This window comes from Actinophytocola sp., from assembly GCF_049647105.1.
Taxonomy (GTDB): Bacteria; Actinomycetota; Actinomycetes; order Mycobacteriales; family Pseudonocardiaceae; genus Actinophytocola.
This window is the reverse complement of the sequence record NZ_JBARWZ010000120.1, coordinates 1-16934: the sequence shown is the minus strand read 5'-3', so window position 1 is coordinate 16934 and position 16934 is coordinate 1. Positions and strand designations below refer to the sequence as shown.

The window sequence follows — 16934 nt, the reverse complement described above, 5'->3', positions numbered from 1 at the left end:
GAGTAGTTCCCGTGGCGGGCTCCAGAGTTCGCCCGGCGAGAGCATCGACATACTGACTCGTTTACGGGTCCGGTGCCTCACCCGCCTCCACCGCAGTGGTGCGAACAGCGGGCGAACGAGACCTCCGGCCAGGTTGAAACACGCCTGGCCGGAGTCAAGCTGCCTCCGCCCAGGCCCGACGCGGAGGGATTCCGTCCACATGGGTCACTGGCTTCTCGCATTCGTCTCGGCATACGGCGCCGTCTTCCTCCTCGAACTACCGGACAAGACGACGGCGCTGACCCTCGTGCTGTCCGGCCGCTTCCGCAGCAGGGCGGTGCTGCTCGGCGCCGGCCTCGCGTTCGCGCTGCAGGCGGTCATCGCGGTCTCGCTCGGGAGTGCGATCACCCTGCTGCCGGAGCGGGTCGTGGCCGCGGCGATCGCGGTCCTGTTCGGGGTCGGCGCGTTCCTGCTCCTGCGGGAAAGCCTCGAGTCCGACACCGGCGAGGCCGACGGCGCGAGCGCCACGCGCCGCGACGCCACCCCGTTCGTACGGGCCGCGACGATCTCGTTCGGCACGCTGTTCCTCACCGAGTGGGGCGACGCGTCGCAGATCACCGCCATCGGCGTGGCCGCGCGGTACGCGAGCCCGGTCGCGGTCGGCATCGGGACCTTCCTCGCGCTGATGAGCGTGACCGTGCTGGCACTGCTCGTCGGCAGGAAGCTTCGTGCGAAGGTCCCCGCGCACGTCATCCAGCGCGGCGCGGCGGCCGTGTTCACGGTGTTCGCGGTGTTCGCGCTGTGGCAGGCGATCTTCTGACCCGCTGTCGACCGTTTGGCGGATACACACCGTGTTGACCGCGGAGTTAGAGTTTCCTCGAGTAATCAGCTGTGCCCAGGACCCGGCACCCGCTTCCAGAGCCCGCCGAGGGATCATGAGCTGGGACGATGAAGAGCCGGTCGACGCGTTCGTCGTTCAGGCCGGGCTGATCAGCGACCGCCTGTTCCGCGCCGCGCTCGACATGACGGTTGCTCTCAGTGACACCGACGGTGCTGCCCGTGCCCGTCTCGAACAGGCCATCGGAGGCCTCGACCAGACCATCCGGGATGTACACCTGCTGGCCGCGAGCCAACTGCGCCTGGGAGACGGCTGGCGTCAGGCGTAGACGCTCACCACGAGACGAGCGCGTCACCCCCGTTGCCTGCGCAGCGCCGCCGCGAGGTCCTCGGTGGTACGGACCATGGCGACGAGGAAGTCCACGAGGTGCGCGCGGGTGATGTCCAGCTCGCCCCGCAGCCAGGAGGCGAACAGTTCCAGGGTGCCGTGGACGAGCGTGAGCGCGGCCAGCTCGCGGTCCATCGGCGGCGCTGCCTGCTCGCCCAGCATCGCGGCGCCCTGGTCGGCGACGACCCGCGCCATCGCGCGGATGCTGGCCTGACGGGCTTGCCGCAGCTCCTCGGTGGCCTGTGACTGGATCAGCAGGTTGCCGCGACGCGGGTCCTCGGTGAAGAAGTCCACGAGGGCGACGACGACCGCGCGGACGCGGACGGCCGGCTCCGGTGCGGTCCTCGTGATCGCCTGGTTGATCGCCGCAAACGCTTGCGCGGTCACCTGTTCACGCACGGCCAGCAGCAGTGACGCCGGGTCGCGGAAGCTCTCGTAGAAGTAGCGGTCGTTGAGTTTCGCGTGCGTGCAGACCCCGCGCACGGTGACGCGCTCCTGCCCGCCATCGGCCAGCAGGTCGAGGGCGGCGTCGCACAGGGCGGCGCGGCGCTTGGCCGCGCGCTCCCCGGGGGTGGCGCCACCGTAGGTCTTCATGCGAACCTATGTTATCTGGTGACGTCCTTCACCAGAAGGGAGCGGGGTCATGCGGCAGCCGATCGAGCCGGGTACGCGCTTGTGGGACGAGACCGGCCTCGTCACGTTCTCCCTCACCACCGGCGCGGCCTTCGCGTTGCAGGTGATGCACCCGACGGTCGGTGCGGTCGTCGGCGAGCACTCGGTGTTCCGCACGGACGCGATCGGGCGGGCGGAACGCTCCATCGCGTCGGTGATGACGTGGATCTACGGCGGACCGGAGGCACTGACCGAGGGCGACCGGCTGCGGGAGCTCCACGCCCCACTGAAGTCCACCGTGGACGGAGTGACGCACAAGGCGCTCGCGTCCGGCCCGTGGGCGTGGATCATCCTGACCGCGCCGTACGCGTACCGGATCGGCGCGCGGTACTTCTCGCGGCGGCCGCTGACCCGCGCCGAGGAGGAGGCGTACTACGCGGAGATCGTGCAGCTGGCGCGGAACCTGCACGTGGCGGAGAAGGAGATCCCGCCGACCTACGACGCGTACCTCAAGTACTTCGACGACATGATCGACGAGCAGCTCGTCGCCCACCGGACCGCGTACGAGTTCCTCGAGACGACGCGGCACATGCCGCCGCCACCCGACCTGCCACCGGCGCTGCGGCCGCTGTGGCGGCTCGCGACGGCCGTGCCGGGACGGGTGCAGCACTTCGTCACCGTGGGCACACTGCCGCCCGCGGCACGGGAGAAACTGGGGCTGTCGTGGACATCCCGCGACGAACGCGCGTTGCGGCTGCTTGGTCGCGTGGTCGGCCGGGTGGTGCCGCTGCTGCCGGAGAAGTTGCGGTACTTCCCCATCGCGTACGAGGCACGGCGGGCCGACCGCGCGAAGCGGGCGCTCAAGCGGGTCCTCGAGGCGCGTCCACTGTGAGCCGGGCGCACTCACCTCAGCGCGGTGGCCACCATGGCCGCCGCCGCCAGGACCTTCGGGCCCACCACCTCGCCGTCGAGTGACTCGAAGCTGATCACGCCCACGCTCGCCCGCAGGCCTGGGACGCCGCGGACGGGGGCCGCGATGCCCGACGCGCCGGACTGCAGTTCGCCTGTCGTCGCGAGCCAGCCGGGGTCCTCAGAGCGCAGGCCGATCGCCTTGCCCGCGGCGCCGCGGGACAACGGGTGGCGCGTGCCGACGCGGTATGCCACGTGATAGGTCGTCCACGATGGTTCGATCACCGCGATGGCCTGGGCTTCCTCGCCGTCCGCGACCGTCAGGTGGGCCGTCGCGCCGACGGCCTCCGCGAGTTCGCGCAGTGCGGGCAGTGCCGCGAGGCGCAGCTGCGGGGTGACGCTCGCCGCCAGTCGCAGCAAACCAAGCCCCAGCCGCACCTTCGAACCGTCGCGGCGCACCAGGCCGCGTTCCTGCAGCGGCACCAGCAGCCGGTACACCGCCGCGCGGGACGCACCGATCGCCGACGCCAGGTCGCTGATCGTCGGGGCCTCCGACTCCGAGTCCGCCACCGCCTGCAGCAGTGCCAGGCCGCGTTCGAGCGTCAGTGAGCTCTCCCGGCCGGTCCCCGCCTGCGGGCGGGCCGCAGGCTGGATGGGACGGATCGGGCGGGCCATCTCAGAGGTCCACCGCCGGCAGCACTCTGCCCGCCACCGGTGCGATGCCGACGACCGAGCCGTCCTCGCCCGGTGCGGTCGCGGTGATCACGACCTCGTCACCGTCCTCGAGGAAGGTCCTGGTCACCCCGTCCGCGAGGGTGATCTCCTCCTTGCCGCCCCACGACAGCTCCAGGAAGCAGCCGAGCCGCGTCTTGTCCGGACCCGAGACCGTGCCCGACGCGAACAGGTCGCCGGGGCGGACCGTGGCGCCGTTGACCGTCATGTGCGCCAGCTGCTGCGCGCACGAGTAGTACATGTCCGAGAACCGTGGCCGGGACACCACGGTCCCGTTCCACTCGACGGCGAGCCGCAGGTCGAGCCCCCACGGCGAGTCCTCTGTGAGGTAGGGCAACCGGGGGTGCCCAGGGTCGGGGACCGGCACCCGCGCCACGGCCAGCGCGTCGAGCGGGGTGATCCACGCCGACACCGACGTCGCGAACGACTTGCCGAGGAACGGGCCGAGCGGCTGGTACTCCCAGCCCTGGATGTCGCGGGCGGACCAGTCGTTGACCAGGACCACGCCGAAGATGTGCTCTGTCACGGCCGAGGTCGGCACCCGGCGGGAGAGGGGGCCGCCGCACACGAACCCGACCTCCGCCTCGATGTCGAGCCTGCCGCTCGGCCCGAAGTGCGGGCCCGACGAGCCGCGCCGCTGGCCGTGCGGGCGCTCGATGTCCGTGCCGGAGACGACGACCGTGCCCGACCGGCCGTGGTAGCCGACGGGCAGGTGCGTCCAGTTCGGCAGCAGCGGCTCGCTGTCCGGCCGCATGATCCGGCCGACGTTCTCCGCGTGGTAGCGGGACGAGTAGAAGTCGACGTAGTCACCGACGGTGAACGGCAGCGCCATCCGCACGTCCGTCAGTGGCACCAGCGTCGCGCCCTCGGGTGCCGAGGACTGTGTCACCAGCTCCACGAGCCGGGCCCGCAGCGCGCTCCACTCGACGCGCGTCGCCGCCAGTAGCGGGTCGAGCGACGTGCCGGACACCAGGCCTGCGACGTCACCGAGGTCGTTGGCGACCGACCGCAGCGGCAGCGCGTGGTCGCCGAGCCGCACCGCGACCCCCGGGCCGTCGCCCGCGTCGACCACGCCGTAGGGCAGCGTCTGCTGGCCGAACGGCTGGTCCCGCGCGAACGCCGGGTCCCGCACCCAGGAGTCGGTCACAGCAGTCCCAGTTCCTCGAGATCGGCGACCGGGTCGGTCAGCGAGCACGACCCGTAGGAGGCGAACACGCCGCGCACCGAGAGCGCCTCGTGTTCGGTCATGTTCTGCGCCTCTTCCGCGAGCGCCTTGCCGTCGGTGGACTCGAGCGCCGCCCGCACGTCGTCGGCGTCCGCGCCTGCCAGCAGGCGGCCGGTGGCGATCAGCAGGTTGAGGAACCCGTGGTGGGTGAAGCCGGTGTCCTCCGCGGTGTGCCGGACCGCGTTGTGCAGTCCCGCGGTGGCCTTGAACGACGCGCCGCCCGAGTTGATCACCCCGAGGAAGGCGGTGACCTCGTTGGTGCCCGGGAAGTTCTCGGTGGACAGGCCGCCGCAGCGGAGCTTGGGCCAGCTGCCGTGCTCGATGACCCGCTGGATGCCCTGCAGCCACTCCGCGCCGCCGCGCCGTGGCTCGATCACCCGGATCACGTCCTCCGGCACGAACTCCGAGACGCGCTCCAGCCACACCTCGTCGACGTCGGAGGGGGCGGGCATCTCGACCATGCGCAGCGCGAGCAGCTCGGCCCGCGACTCGACGATCGAGAGGGCCTTCGGCACGCCGCCGAGACCGGTGTCGATGACGAGCGAGAGCTCCACCGGCTTGGCCGGCTTCACCTTGATCAACTCGGTGATGAGCTCGGGCAGGCGTGATGCGGGACAAAGGAAGAGTCCCACCAGATCGGAGTGCTCCCCCGATCTGCCCGCGAGGTGCAACCGCACCGCGTCGGGCACTGTCGCGCTGCCCGGCGGGAACAACGCGGCGTCGTCGATGAGGCGAGCGAGCAGGGAGGGCACGTCCCGCTGATCCGATGCGGGCTGGGGTGCGGCGCTTGACACGGCTGACACGCTAGTAGCGTATCGGCAACTGAACAAAGATGTCCGACTATCGGACACCTTGGAGGTGCCCATGCCTTACTACCGCCGCGTCGGGGGGATCCCCCGAAAGAGGCACACACAGTTCCGCTCACCGGACGGCAAGCTCTACGCCGAGGAGCTGATGGGCGTCGAGGGCTTCTCCTCCGACTCGGCACTCCTGTACCACCGCCACCTGCCGACGGCGATCGTGAACGCCGAGGCCGTCGAGGACCACCGGGGCACGCTCACGCCCAACCATCCCCTGCTGCCACGGCATTTCCGCGCCCAGGACCTCAAGTCGGAACAGCAGCACGATGTCGACGCGGTCACCGGTCGGCGGACCCTGTTCGGCAACAGCGACCTGACGATCGCGTTCGCCGTCGCGACCGCGCCGAGCCCGCTGTACCGCAACGCGGCGGGTGACGAACTCCTCTACGTCCAGACCGGTTCGGCCACCATCGAGACCATCTACGGCGTGCTCGAAGTCACCGATGGTGACTACGTCGTCCTGCCGACCTCCACGACCTACCGCGTGCTTCCCCACGGCGAGGCACGCCTGTACGTCATCGAGGCGACCGGTCACATCGGCCCGCCGAAGCGGTACCTGTCCACGAAGGGTCAGTTCCTGGAGCACGCGCCGTACTGCGAGCGCGACCAGCGCGGCCCGGACGAGCCGTTCACGCAGGACGGCACCGACGTGCCGGTGCTGGTCCGGCACCGCGCCGGTCTCACCCGGTACACCTACGCCAACCATCCGTTCGATGTCGTCGGCTGGGATGGCTGCCTCTACCCGTGGGTGTTCAACATCCGTGACTTCGAGCCGATCACCGGTCGCGTGCACCAGCCGCCGCCGGTGCACCAGACCTTCGAGGGCCCGAACTTCGTGGTCTGCTCGTTCTGCCCGCGCAAGGTGGACTATCACCCGGAGTCCATCCCGGTGCCCTACAACCACGCGAACGTCGACTCCGACGAATTGATGTTCTATGTCGGCGGAAATTACGAGGCGCGAAAAGGTTCCGGTATTGGCATCGGGTCGCTGTCGCTGCACCCATCTGGCTTCACACATGGCCCCCAACCGGGTGCCGCCGAAGCCTCCATTGGAGTGGAATATTTCGACGAAACCGCGGTAATGGTCGACACATTCCGGCCCCTGGAGCTGGGTGAAGCGGCCGTCACCTGCGAAGACCCGGGTTATGCATGGACGTGGTCGGGGCGCGGACCGGGCAACTCGATCAGGTGAAACAGGTCGGCCGCACGGGCCGACTGTCCTGGCAGCTAACTGCCTGGATTGGGGGAACCCGTGCGACTCCGCCTTACTTTGGCGCGCCCGAAAACAAACCTGCTGGTTACCGCAGGTCTCGTGGCCGGGGTGCTGACCGCACTCACGCCGACGACAACCGCCGGCGCCGCGGTACCCGCTGGATTCACCGACACCGCGGTGATCAGCGGACTGAGTTCACCGACCAACGCGGTGTTCGCACCCGATGGCCGGGTGTTCGTCAGCGAGAAGAGCGGTCTGGTCAAGACGTTCGACTCGATCACCGACACCACCGCCACGATCACCGCCGACCTGCGCACACAGACGCAGGACTTCTGGGACCGCGGCCTGCTCGGCCTCACCCTGGACCCGAGCTTCCCCACCCGGCCCTACCTGTACGTCCTGTACACCCACGACGCCGAACCGGGCGGCACCGCGCCCCGCTGGGGTGACCAGTGCCCGACCCCGCCCGGCGCGACCGAGGAGGGCTGTCTCGTCACCGGCCGCCTTTCGCGGCTGACGATCGACGCGACCGGGGTCGCGACCGGCGGCGAGCAGGTGCTGCTCACCGACTGGTGCCAGCAGTACCCGTCGCACTCCATCGGCTCGGTCACCTTCGGCCCGGACGGCGCGCTGTACGTCGGCGGCGGCGACGGCGCGAGCTTCAACTTCGCCGACTGGGGCCAGCGCGGCAACCCGTGCGCCGACCCGCCGGGGTCGGCGGGCACGAACCTGTCACCGCCGGGTGCCAGAGGCGGCGCGCTGCGGTCGCAGTCGGTGCGGCGGCCAGCCGGTGAGCCGGTGTCGCTGGACGGCACGATCATCCGGATCAACCCGGACACCGGCGCGCCCATGCCGGGCAACCCGTTCGCGAGCAGCACGAACGCCAACGCGCAGCGGATCGTCGCGTACGGCCTGCGCAACCAGTTCCGGTTCGCGTTCCGGCCGGGCACGAACGAGCTGTGGGCCGGTGACGTCGGCTGGAACGTCTGGGAGGAGATCAACCGGCTCCCGAACGCGACCGACAACGTCGCCGAGAACTTCGGCTGGCCGTGCTACGAGGGCAACGCCACGCAGTCCGGCTACGACGGCGCGAACCTGACGCTGTGCGAGTCGCTGTACGGCACCGGGCAGACCGCCCCATACCACGCGTACAACCACAGCGCGTCCGTCGTGAGCGGCGACGGCTGCCCCACCGGGGGCTCGTCGATCAGCGGCATCGCGTTCGAGTCGACCAGCAACTACCCGGCCGCCTACGACGGCGCGCTGTTCTTCGCCGACAGCTCGCGTGGCTGCATCTGGGCCATGCAGCGCGGCTCGAACGGCCTGCCGAACCCCGCGACGATCGTGCCGTTCGTGACCGGCGTGAACGTCCCGGTGCAGGTGCTGACCGGCCCCGGCGGCGACATGTACTACATCGCGCTCGGCGCGGGCCAGCTGCGCCGCGTGAGCTACCCGGCGGGCACGAACCAGCCGCCGACCGCGGTGGCGACCGCGAACCCGACGTCCGGCAACGCGCCGCTGACCGTGCAGTTCAACGGCGCGGGCTCGTCGGACCCGGAGGGCGGCACGCTGGCCTACGCGTGGGACCTCGACGGCGACGGCGCCTACGACGACTCGACCGCCGCCAACCCGTCCTACACCTACCTCGCGCAGGCACAGGTGCAGGCGCGGTTGCGGGTCACCGACCCCGGCGGCCTGACGGGCACCACGTCGGTGACGATCACGGTCGGCAATCCACCGAACAACTCACCGGTGGTGACCATCGACAACCCGACCGCGGCCACGCAGTGGAGCGTCGGTGAGACCATCCCGTTCGCGGGGCGGGCGGCCGACGCGCAGGACGGCAACCTGCCGGCGTCCGCGCTGTCGTGGCAGCTCACGCTGCAGCACTGCACGACGCCGACGAACTGTCACGCGCACAACGTCCAGTCGTGGAACGGGATCGCGGGCGGCAGCTTCGTGGCGCCGGACCACGAGTACCCGTCGTTCCTCGACCTGACGCTGCGGGCGACCGACTCGGACGGCAACACGACGGCTCAGACGGTGCGGCTGAACCCGCGCACGGTGAACCTGACGTTCACGTCCAACCCGAGCGGCGCCCGGCTGGTGGTCGGCACGGTCGAGCAGGCAACGCCGTTCACCCGGACGGTGATCGTCGGGTCGAGCAACTCGGTGAGCGCACCGAGCCCGCAACAGCTCACGTTCGGCCTGCGGTTCCGGTTCGCGAACTGGTCCGACGGTGGCGCGCAGAGTCACAACATCACCGCGCCGGTGAGCCCGGCGACCTACCGCGCGAACTATCAGCTGTGCCTGTTCAACTGCGGCTGAGCACAGCTACCGGCTGATCGCGATCCGCACGCCGATCCCGGCCAGCAGGGTGCCCATCACCGTTCGTAGCACGGTCACCACGTTCGCGAGCACCGTGAACCAGACGCCTGCGATGGTGAGAGCCTGGGTCACGTGCTGCCGACGCGCCGACTGTCGTTTCGCCGATAGTTAGGTTAGCCTAACTGCGGAGGTGCTCCTTGACCGATCGGCCCCCGAGTCCCAGCCCGGGCGAACGCGCCAGGACCATCGCCGCGCGTGGCCCGGCGACCCTGCTGCCGCCCATGCCGTCGCTGCCGCCGACGGGCGCGGTGGTGGACCGCGTAACCCCGCTGCTGCACCACGTACACGGCGACGGCGTGGTGTCGGTGCTGCTGCCAGACGACCACGACTTGCCAGCCGCGCTCGCCGACGGCGTGCTCACGTCGATGGTCGAGGTCGTCGACATGGCGCCGGTGCCACTGCGGGAGTCCGTACGCGGGCTGCTGTGGATCACCGGGCAGCTTTCGGTGCTGCCACTGCCCGCCGCCCGCGGGGTGGCGCTGACGATCGCGATCGACCGTCCGGACCCACGCCTGCTGGACCTGGGCCACGGCGCCTCGTTGCTCCAGCTCACGCCGGTGTCGATGGTGATCGCCGACGCCGACGGCACGCATCCGGTCACGCAGGCCACGTTCGCGGCGGCCGAGCCGGACCCGTTCTGCCACGAGGAAGCCGGCTGGCTGCGGCACCTCGAGCTTTCGCACACCGAGGTCGTGCACACGCTGCGCCGCCACCTGCCGGAACGGCTGCAGGGCGGGCACCTGAGGCCGCTTGGCCTCGACCGCTACGGCCTGCGGCTGCGGGTCGAGGAGATCGAGGGCGACCACGACATCCGCCTCGCGTTCTCGCGGCCGATCTCGACGCTCGACGAACTGTCCGACGAGCTGCGCAGGATGGTCGGCTGCCCGTTCCTCGCGCTACAGCACGGGGGCTAGCTCGAGGTCCAGGCTGTCGAGCGGGACACCGACGGCCCGCGCGATCGAGACCACCGTGAAGAACGCGGGCGTCGGCACCCGCCCGTGCTCGATCTTGCGCAACGTCTCGACGGAGATCCCCGCCTGCGCGGCGACCTCGACGGTCGTACGGTCACCGCGGGCGGCCCGCAGGATCTCACCGAGGCGAAGGCCACGCTCACGGTCCTGTTCACTCAACGGGGGTCGCACCATGGCCCCAATACTAATCCCGTGATACAAATACTGGGATAGTTATTGGGAGGAATCATGGTCGAGCTGAAGACCGCCGCCGAGCTGGCGATCATGCGTGAGGCGGGCAGGGTGGTCGCCATGGGGTTGCGTGCCTGCCGCGACGCGGCCGCGGTGGGGGTGTCGCTGCTGGAACTGGACGAGGTGGCCGCCGCGGTCCTCGCCGAGCACGGCGCCACGTCGCCGTTCAAGGACTACCTCCCGCACTTCGCCCCGACCCCGTTCCCGGCGGTCATCTGCGCCTCGGTCAACGACGTGATCGTGCACGGCATCCCCGGCGGCTACCGGCTGCGCGACGGCGACCTGGTGAGCATCGACTTCGGCGCGGGCCTTGGCGGCTTCCACGGCGACGCGGCGGTGTCGTTCACGGTCGGCACCGCGGCGCCCGCCGACGAGGAGCTGATCGCGACGACACAGCGGGCCCTGGACGCGGGCATCGCCGCGGCCCAGCCGGGCGGCCGCCTCGGCGACATCGGCCACGCCGTCGGCACGGTCGGCCGCGCGGCGGGCTACGGCATCCCGCAGGACTTCGGCGGCCACGGCATCGGCAGGCGCATGCACGAGGACCCGTCCGTCCCCAACGAAGGCAGCCGCGGCCGCGGCCTCCCCCTGCGCGAAGGCCTGGTGCTGGCGATCGAGCCGATGTTCATGGCGGGCGGCCAGGACAAGTACACGACCGACGACGACGGCTGGGCACTGCGCACGCCGGACGGCAGCCGGGCGGCGCACATCGAACACACCGTGGCGATCACCGGGGACGGCCCGGTCGTGATGACCGCGCTGTAGGTCCCGTCAGTCCGGTTGCTCAGGGAGCTTCGGGCGTTTCTTCACCAGCAACGGTTTCAGCAGGTCGCCGTGCTCCTCGACGCGGGTCAGCACGTTCTTCGCCGTGAAGGTGAGGTCGTTCGGGTGGCGGCAGCCGGCCACCTCGTCCCACGTGATGGGGGTCGACACCGTCGGGGTCTCCCTGCCGCGCAGGGAGTACGGCGCGATCGTCGTCTTGTAGCGGTTGTTCTGGCTCCAGTCGATGAACACCTTGCGCGGCCGCAGGTCCTTCGCCATCCGCGCCACGACCAGGTCCGGATGCTCGCGCGACAGGTGCTCCGCCACCACCTTCGCGTACTCCGACGTCCGCTCCACCGCGCTCGTCGTGATCGGGGCGTACAACTGCATGCCCTTGTTGCCACTGGTCTTCGCGTAGACCTTCATGCCGTGGTCGGCCAGCGCCGCCCGCAGGAGCAACGCCACCCGGCAGCACTCGACGATCGTCGCGGGCGGGCCAGGGTCCAGGTCGAACACCAGCAGGTCCGGGGCGCGCCGCTCCCCGTCCCCGTCGACCGTCCACTGCGGGATGTGCAGCTCCAGCGCCGCCATGTTCGCCGACCACACCAGGCTCGGCAGGTCGTTCAGCAGCACGAAGTCCAGCGTCTCGTTGCCGCGGGTGCTGCCCGGTGTCTCCACCCGCACCGTGGGTAGCCAGTCCGGCGCGTGCCGTGCCGCGTTCTTCTCGTAGAACGGCTGACCCAGCACCCCGTCCGGCCACCGGCGCAGCGTCACCGGGCGATCTTTCAGGTGTGGCACCAGGAACGGCGCGATCCGGCTGTAGTAGTCGATCACCTGCGCCTTGCTGAAGCCGGGGTACAGCGCCTTGTCCAGGTTGGACAACCGCAGACGCCTGCCTTCCACCTCGACCAGCACGTTCTGCGGTTGCGGCTCCTCCGGTATGTCGTCCTCCTCCAAGGTCGGTTCGTCGTCGGCCACCGCGTCCGGCGCGGCCTCCGGCTCCAGGTCCGCCGCGTCCTTGTCCGAGCGCAACCCGCGCCACGACGGGGCGCGTAGGCGGCCGTCCGGCGTCCAGTTGCGGAACTCGACCTCGCCGACGACCTCCGGCGACACCCAGGTGGCACCCTTCGCCCGCTCCCTCGGCACCTCGTTCAGGAACGGGCTTGCCTTGCGCACCAATGGTTTCAACCGCTCGTGCAGCGCGGCCAGCGCCTCGTCGGTGAAGCCGGTGCCGACCTGGCCGACGTAACGCAGCCCCGCGTCGGTCGGCACGCCCAGCATCAGCGAGCCGATCGTGCCCGCGCGCCTGCCCTCGCCAGGACGCCAGCCGCCGACCAGCACCTCGAGTGTCAGGACCTCGGTGATCTTCACCCAGTCGGCGGTCCGCTTGCCGGGGTAGTACCGGGACGACCGCCGTTTCGCGATCACGCCTTCCAGCCGCTGGTCCCGCGCGGTGTCCACCACCGCGGCGCCGTCACCCGCGAACGACGGGGACACGAGCCAGTTCGGGCCGCGCAGGTCGAGTCCTTCGAGCAGCTCGCGGCGTGCCGAGAACGGGAGGTCCACACAGGACTTGCCGTCCAGGTACAGCACGTCGAAGACCAGGTACGTGACCGGCACGGAGTTCATCAGGCTCCGCGCCTGCCGGTCGTTCTGTACGTGCATCCGTTGCTGCAGCGCGGGAAAGCTGGGCCTGCCGTCCTGCAGCGCGACGATCTCGCCGTCCAGCCACACCTGCGTCGCCCCCAGCTCCTCGCCGAGCGGCCGCAGCTCCGGATAGGTGACCGTGATGTCGTTGCCCTTGCGGGAGTGCAGCCGCAGCCTGCCGCCCTCGACCCTGGCGAGCGCGCGGACGCCGTCCCACTTGAACTCGTACGACCAGTCCCCGTCGTCGGCAGGCAGCGTGCCCGGCGACGCCAGCATCGGCTCCACCAGCTCCGGCAGCCGCACGAACCCGGTCCGCAGCGGCGGTTCGGACCGGCGGACCATCCAGTCCTTCGAGTCCCTGCCGCTGCGGAAGAACGTGTACCGGCCCTTGGCCCGCTCCCCGGAGAACACCACCGCGACCTCGCGGTCGGACCACTTCAGCGTCTCGTAGTGGCCGCGGTCCCAGATGAACATCCGGCCGCCGCCGTACTCACCCTTCGGAATCTCCCCGGAGAACGTCGCGTACTCCATCGGGTGGTCTTCGGTGTGCACCGCCAACCGGATGTCACCAGGTACGTCCGGCAGCCCCTTGGGCACGGCCCACGACACGAGCACGCCGTCCCGCTCAAGGCGCACGTCCCAGTGCAGCCGGGTGGCGTGGTGCTCCTGGATGACGAACGTGTCGTTGTTTCCGGTCGGCAGGGGCTCGTCGACGGGCACCGGCTCCGGGGTCTTCTCGGGATCCCGTTTCCTGCGGTACTCGTCGAGGCCTGCCATGACCTATTCGTACCTGTTCGGCGTCACGGCAGCCAGGAGACGCGGCCACGCAGTATCGCGTAACCCACGAACGCGACGAAGTCGATCAGGAAGTGCGCCAGCACCAGCGGCCACAGCCGGTTCGTCCGCTGCCACACCCTGCCGAACACCAGGCCCATGATCACGTTGCCGAGGAACCCGCCGAAGCCCTGGTAGAGGTGGTAGGACCCGCGCACCACCGACGACACCAGCAGCGACGTGTTCTCCTTCAGGCCCAGCTGCCGCAGCCGCGTGATCAGGTAGCCGACGACCAGCACCTCCTCGGCCCACGCGTTGCCGAACGCCGACAGCGGCAGCGTGAGGAACTGCCACCAGTGGTCCAGCGCGGTCGGCACCACCGTCAGGTTCGCGCCGACGGCCCGCGCGATCAGGTAGAACCCGAGGCCCGGCACCCCGATCAGCGCGGCGAGCCCCGCGCCGCCCGCGAGGTCGCGCCAGAACCGGCCGCGGGCCATGCCGATCTGCCGCAGCTGGATTCCGGCCCGCCACAACAGGTACAACCCGAGCGCACCCCAGGCGAACAGCTGCGTCGCCGACAGCAGCTGGCGCAGGAAGTCGAGGACCTGGTTGGTGGCCTGCGAGACGTTCAGCGCCACCGCCTGGTCGGCGAGCCGCTCCTCCCGCAGCAGTGAGTCGACGAGCGACAACAGGCTGCGCAGCCCGGAAAGCCCCAGCGTGATGGCGAAGACGATCACCAGCTCGACGATGATCCCGCGCCGCTCACGCGGGTCGGCGACCGGTTCGGGGAACTCCGGGCGCGGCGGGTTCAGCCAGGTGCGGATCACGGCAGAACGCTACCTTCCGACGTAGGCTGGTGTCCGTGCCCAAGATCGCCACTGCCGACCGGGTCGACCGCGCAGCACTGAACGACTTCGTCAGCCGGCGCCACCACGCCGTGCTCGTGACCACGCGCGCCGACGGCAGCCCGCAGATGTCGCCCGTGACCTGCGGTCTGGACACGTCCGGCCGGCTCGTGATCGCCACCTATCCGCAGCGGGCCAAGACACGCAACGCCAGACGCGACCCCAAGGTGTCGGTGCTGGTCCTGTCCGACGAGTTCAACGACGCGTACGTGCAGGTCGACGGCACCGCGGAGGTGCTGGACCTGCCCGCGGCACTCGAGCCGCTCGTCGAGTACTTCCGCGTGATCTCCGGCGAGCACTCGGACTGGGACGAGTACCGGGCGGCCATGCGCAGGCAGGGCAAGTGCCTGATCAGGGTCACCGTCGAGCGCTGGGGCCCGGTCGCGACCGGCGGCTTCCCGCCGGAACTCGCCTAGTGTCCCGAACCGGAAATCTGGCACGCAATTCGGCGGCATTCCCGGTTCGGGACACTAGAGCGCGAGCGCGGCCGAACCGAACGCGACGTTGAAGCGATCGCACCAGATGACCGCGCTCCGCAGGCCGGTCAGGTCGGCGTCCGCCGGGATCGCGTAGTTGTGGTTGCCATCGGTCGCCTTGATCTCGCCGAGCGCCACGAACCGGCCGTCGTCGTAGGAGTGCCAGTCGCCACCGGCGGTCGCCTCGGACAGCCAGACGTGCACGTCCGGGCCGTCGGAGGTGGAGAAGCCCTCCAGGCGCAGAACCCGGGAGCCGTCGCCCAGCTCGAGGACGCTGGCGGTGCCGCTGGTGTCGTGCTCCTGGCTGACGAACGCGCCCTCGGCGAGAACCACCGGCTGGGGCGGCGCGGCCGGGGTACTCATCGAGCTGGTGGTGGCGCTGGGAGCCATGCTCTCCGGTGCCGCGGCCGGGACCGGCTCGTCCAGGTTGCTGCTCGTGAACGCGCGCCAGGGTTCGAACAGGACCAGTCCGATCCCGAGTCCGATCAGCGCAACGGGCACACCCACCCAGATCAGCAGTCGTCGCATGGGTCCATCGTGGCGGAGGTGGACGCGACAACCTACTTACCGAGTTATTACGCTCGCGGGCGTGACCGCACCTGATCTCGAAGTTCACGAGCAGCCCCGGGTGGAAAGCGAGGTCGGGCCGCTGCGCGCGGTGCTTCTGCACCGGCCGGGGGCCGAGCTGAAGCGCCTCACGCCGCGCAACAACGACCAACTGCTGTTCGACAGCATCCCGTGGGTCGACCGCGCACAGGAGGAGCACGACGCGTTCGCGGAGACCCTCAAGTCCCGCGACGTCGACGTGCTGCTGCTGGTGGACGCGCTGGTCACCGCGCTGGGTGACGAACGCGCCCACGCCGCGGCCGCCGACACGGCCGTTGACCGGCGGCGGGTGGGACACGAGCTGGCCGACGCGCTCAGCTCGCACCTGTCGTCGCTCACGCCGGCCGGGCTCGCGGACGTGCTGATGGCGGGCATGACGTTCGAGGAACTGCCCGCCGCCGAGGGCGCTTCGCTGGTGCGCAAGATGCACCACCCGCACGACTTCGTCGTCGACCCACTGCCGAACCTGCTGTTCACCAGGGACTCGTCGGTGTGGATCGGCAACCGGGTGGCGATCGCGTCGCTCGCGCTGCCCGCGCGGGACCGCGAGACCGCGCTGCTGGACCTGATCTACGCGTACCACCCCAGGTTCCGGTCGGCTGGCCGCGCGTACGGCGCCCACTCGGCGCCGGTCGAGGGCGGCGACGTGCTGCTGCTCTCGCCAGGTGTGCTGGCGATCGGGGTCGGTGAGCGCACGTCCCCCGCGGGTGCGGAGTCGCTCGCGCGGTCGGCGTTCGCGGACGGGCTGGCGCACACGGTGCTGGCGGTGCCGATCGTGCAGGACCGCGCGACCATGCACCTGGACACCGTGTGCACGATGGTCGACCGGGACGCGGTGGTGATGTACCCGGCCGTGCGGGACACGCTGATCGCGTATCCGCTGCGCCCCGACGACGCCAAGGGTGTGCGCGTGGCCGGGCCGGTCCCGTTCCTGGAGGCGGCCGCGACGGCGATGGGCATCGACCGGCTGCGCGTGATCGACACCGGCCTCGACCCGGTGACGGCCGAACGCGAACAGTGGGACGACGGGAACAACACCCTGGCCGTCGGCCCGGGGGTCGTCGTCGCGTACGAGCGGAACGTGGAGACGAACGAGCGGCTCGAGGAAGCCGGGATCGAGGTCCTGCGAATCCGCGGCTCGGAACTGGGCAGCGGCCGAGGCGGCCCCCGCTGCATGTCGTGCCCCATCGTCCGAGCACAGCTGTAAATCCCGCGAACCGCCGGTGCCCAACCCCCACCCTGTCCCGGGGGCGTCCCGCCATGCCAGTCTACCGGGGCGTACCGACAGGCCGGGGGGTTCGCGTTGACTCATCGAAAATGCCCGGGAAGGTGAGTCGTTGCCTCACGTAAGGATGCCCGTGTAGCGGCGTGGCGTCCGTCGTGGACTGGGGCGGTGACTCATCGTGATCGATGGGATTG

18 protein-coding genes are annotated in these 16934 nt (G+C 70.4%); 9 read left to right on the top strand and 9 right to left on the bottom strand.

What is annotated here, in order from left to right; all coding sequences use genetic code 11:
• Positions 1 to 199: 199 nt before the first annotated feature.
• Both WBA97_RS14250 and WBA97_RS14245 read left to right on the top strand, forming a co-directional pair.
• Positions 200 to 799, top strand: coding sequence for a TMEM165/GDT1 family protein (locus tag WBA97_RS14250; protein ID WP_424231266.1), 600 nt, complete (start codon positions 200 to 202; stop codon positions 797 to 799).
• Between the two features lie 115 nt (positions 800 to 914).
• Positions 915 to 1145, top strand: a complete 231-nt coding sequence (locus tag WBA97_RS14245; protein WP_424231265.1) for a hypothetical protein — start codon at positions 915 to 917, stop codon at positions 1143 to 1145.
• Positions 1146 to 1168: 23 nt separating this feature from the next.
• Here WBA97_RS14245 and WBA97_RS14240 read toward each other — a convergent pair whose 3' ends face one another.
• Complete coding sequence (locus WBA97_RS14240; protein WP_424231264.1) at positions 1169 to 1798, bottom strand: TetR/AcrR family transcriptional regulator; 630 nt, start codon at positions 1796 to 1798, stop codon at positions 1169 to 1171.
• 49 nt (positions 1799 to 1847) lie between these two features.
• Here WBA97_RS14240 and WBA97_RS14235 point away from each other — a divergent pair, with 49 nt between their 5' ends.
• Positions 1848 to 2708 (top strand): oxygenase MpaB family protein, encoded by an 861-nt coding sequence (locus WBA97_RS14235; protein ID WP_424231263.1) that lies wholly within the window; start codon positions 1848 to 1850, stop codon positions 2706 to 2708.
• A gap of 11 nt (positions 2709 to 2719) precedes the next feature.
• On the opposite strand, the gene WBA97_RS14230 is transcribed toward WBA97_RS14235, so the two are convergent.
• The 3 genes from WBA97_RS14230 to WBA97_RS14220 are packed head-to-tail and all read right to left on the bottom strand — an operon-like array spanning position 2720 to position 5476.
• On the bottom strand, positions 2720 to 3400 hold the full coding sequence (locus WBA97_RS14230) for a helix-turn-helix domain-containing protein (RefSeq protein ID WP_424231262.1): 681 nt from the start codon (positions 3398 to 3400) through the stop codon (positions 2720 to 2722).
• Between the two features lies 1 nt (position 3401).
• Positions 3402 to 4604, bottom strand: coding sequence for a fumarylacetoacetase (fahA, locus tag WBA97_RS14225; RefSeq protein WP_424231261.1), 1203 nt, complete (start codon positions 4602 to 4604; stop codon positions 3402 to 3404).
• On the bottom strand, positions 4601 to 5476 hold the full coding sequence (locus WBA97_RS14220; protein ID WP_424231348.1) for a hypothetical protein: 876 nt from the start codon (positions 5474 to 5476) through the stop codon (positions 4601 to 4603). The genes fahA and WBA97_RS14220 overlap by 4 nt, the downstream gene beginning before the upstream one ends.
• A gap of 70 nt (positions 5477 to 5546) precedes the next feature.
• Here WBA97_RS14220 and WBA97_RS14215 point away from each other — a divergent pair, with 70 nt between their 5' ends.
• On the top strand, positions 5547 to 6734 hold the full coding sequence (locus WBA97_RS14215) for a homogentisate 1,2-dioxygenase (protein ID WP_424231260.1): 1188 nt from the start codon (positions 5547 to 5549) through the stop codon (positions 6732 to 6734).
• A gap of 120 nt (positions 6735 to 6854) precedes the next feature.
• Positions 6855 to 9083 (top strand): PQQ-dependent sugar dehydrogenase, encoded by a 2229-nt coding sequence (locus tag WBA97_RS14210; RefSeq protein WP_424231259.1) that lies wholly within the window; start codon positions 6855 to 6857, stop codon positions 9081 to 9083.
• Positions 9084 to 9089: 6 nt separating this feature from the next.
• On the opposite strand, the gene WBA97_RS14205 is transcribed toward WBA97_RS14210, so the two are convergent.
• On the bottom strand, positions 9090 to 9215 hold the full coding sequence (locus tag WBA97_RS14205) for a hypothetical protein (RefSeq protein ID WP_424231258.1): 126 nt from the start codon (positions 9213 to 9215) through the stop codon (positions 9090 to 9092).
• Positions 9216 to 9280: 65 nt separating this feature from the next.
• On the opposite strand from WBA97_RS14205, the gene WBA97_RS14200 reads away from it, so the two are divergent.
• Positions 9281 to 10057 (top strand): DUF2470 domain-containing protein, encoded by a 777-nt coding sequence (locus WBA97_RS14200; RefSeq protein ID WP_424231257.1) that lies wholly within the window; start codon positions 9281 to 9283, stop codon positions 10055 to 10057.
• On the opposite strand, the gene WBA97_RS14195 is transcribed toward WBA97_RS14200, so the two are convergent.
• The gene (locus WBA97_RS14195) at positions 10040 to 10288 is read right to left on the bottom strand and encodes a helix-turn-helix domain-containing protein (protein WP_424231256.1); all 249 of its coding nucleotides are present in this window, start codon (positions 10286 to 10288) and stop codon (positions 10040 to 10042) included. The genes WBA97_RS14200 and WBA97_RS14195 overlap by 18 nt on opposite strands.
• Positions 10289 to 10342: 54 nt before the next feature.
• On the opposite strand from WBA97_RS14195, the gene map reads away from it, so the two are divergent.
• Positions 10343 to 11110 (top strand): type I methionyl aminopeptidase, encoded by a 768-nt coding sequence (gene map, locus WBA97_RS14190; RefSeq protein ID WP_424231255.1) that lies wholly within the window; start codon positions 10343 to 10345, stop codon positions 11108 to 11110.
• A 6-nt stretch (positions 11111 to 11116) separates the two neighbouring features.
• Here map and ligD read toward each other — a convergent pair whose 3' ends face one another.
• Positions 11117 to 13531, bottom strand: coding sequence for a DNA ligase D (gene ligD / locus WBA97_RS14185; protein WP_424231254.1), 2415 nt, complete (start codon positions 13529 to 13531; stop codon positions 11117 to 11119).
• Positions 13532 to 13554: 23 nt separating this feature from the next.
• The gene (locus WBA97_RS14180) at positions 13555 to 14355 is read right to left on the bottom strand and encodes a CPBP family intramembrane glutamic endopeptidase (protein ID WP_424231253.1); all 801 of its coding nucleotides are present in this window, start codon (positions 14353 to 14355) and stop codon (positions 13555 to 13557) included.
• Between the two features lie 35 nt (positions 14356 to 14390).
• Between WBA97_RS14180 and WBA97_RS14175 the strand changes: the two genes are divergently transcribed.
• The gene (locus WBA97_RS14175; RefSeq protein WP_424231252.1) at positions 14391 to 14849 is read left to right on the top strand and encodes a PPOX class F420-dependent oxidoreductase; all 459 of its coding nucleotides are present in this window, start codon (positions 14391 to 14393) and stop codon (positions 14847 to 14849) included.
• Between the two features lie 54 nt (positions 14850 to 14903).
• Here WBA97_RS14175 and WBA97_RS14170 read toward each other — a convergent pair whose 3' ends face one another.
• Positions 14904 to 15437, bottom strand: coding sequence for a DM13 domain-containing protein (locus WBA97_RS14170; RefSeq protein WP_424231251.1), 534 nt, complete (start codon positions 15435 to 15437; stop codon positions 14904 to 14906).
• Positions 15438 to 15537: 100 nt separating this feature from the next.
• Here WBA97_RS14170 and WBA97_RS14165 point away from each other — a divergent pair, with 100 nt between their 5' ends.
• Entirely contained in the window at positions 15538 to 16722 is a 1185-nt protein-coding gene (locus WBA97_RS14165) for an arginine deiminase (RefSeq protein ID WP_424231347.1), read from the top strand.
• Positions 16723 to 16934 lie beyond the last annotated feature (212 nt).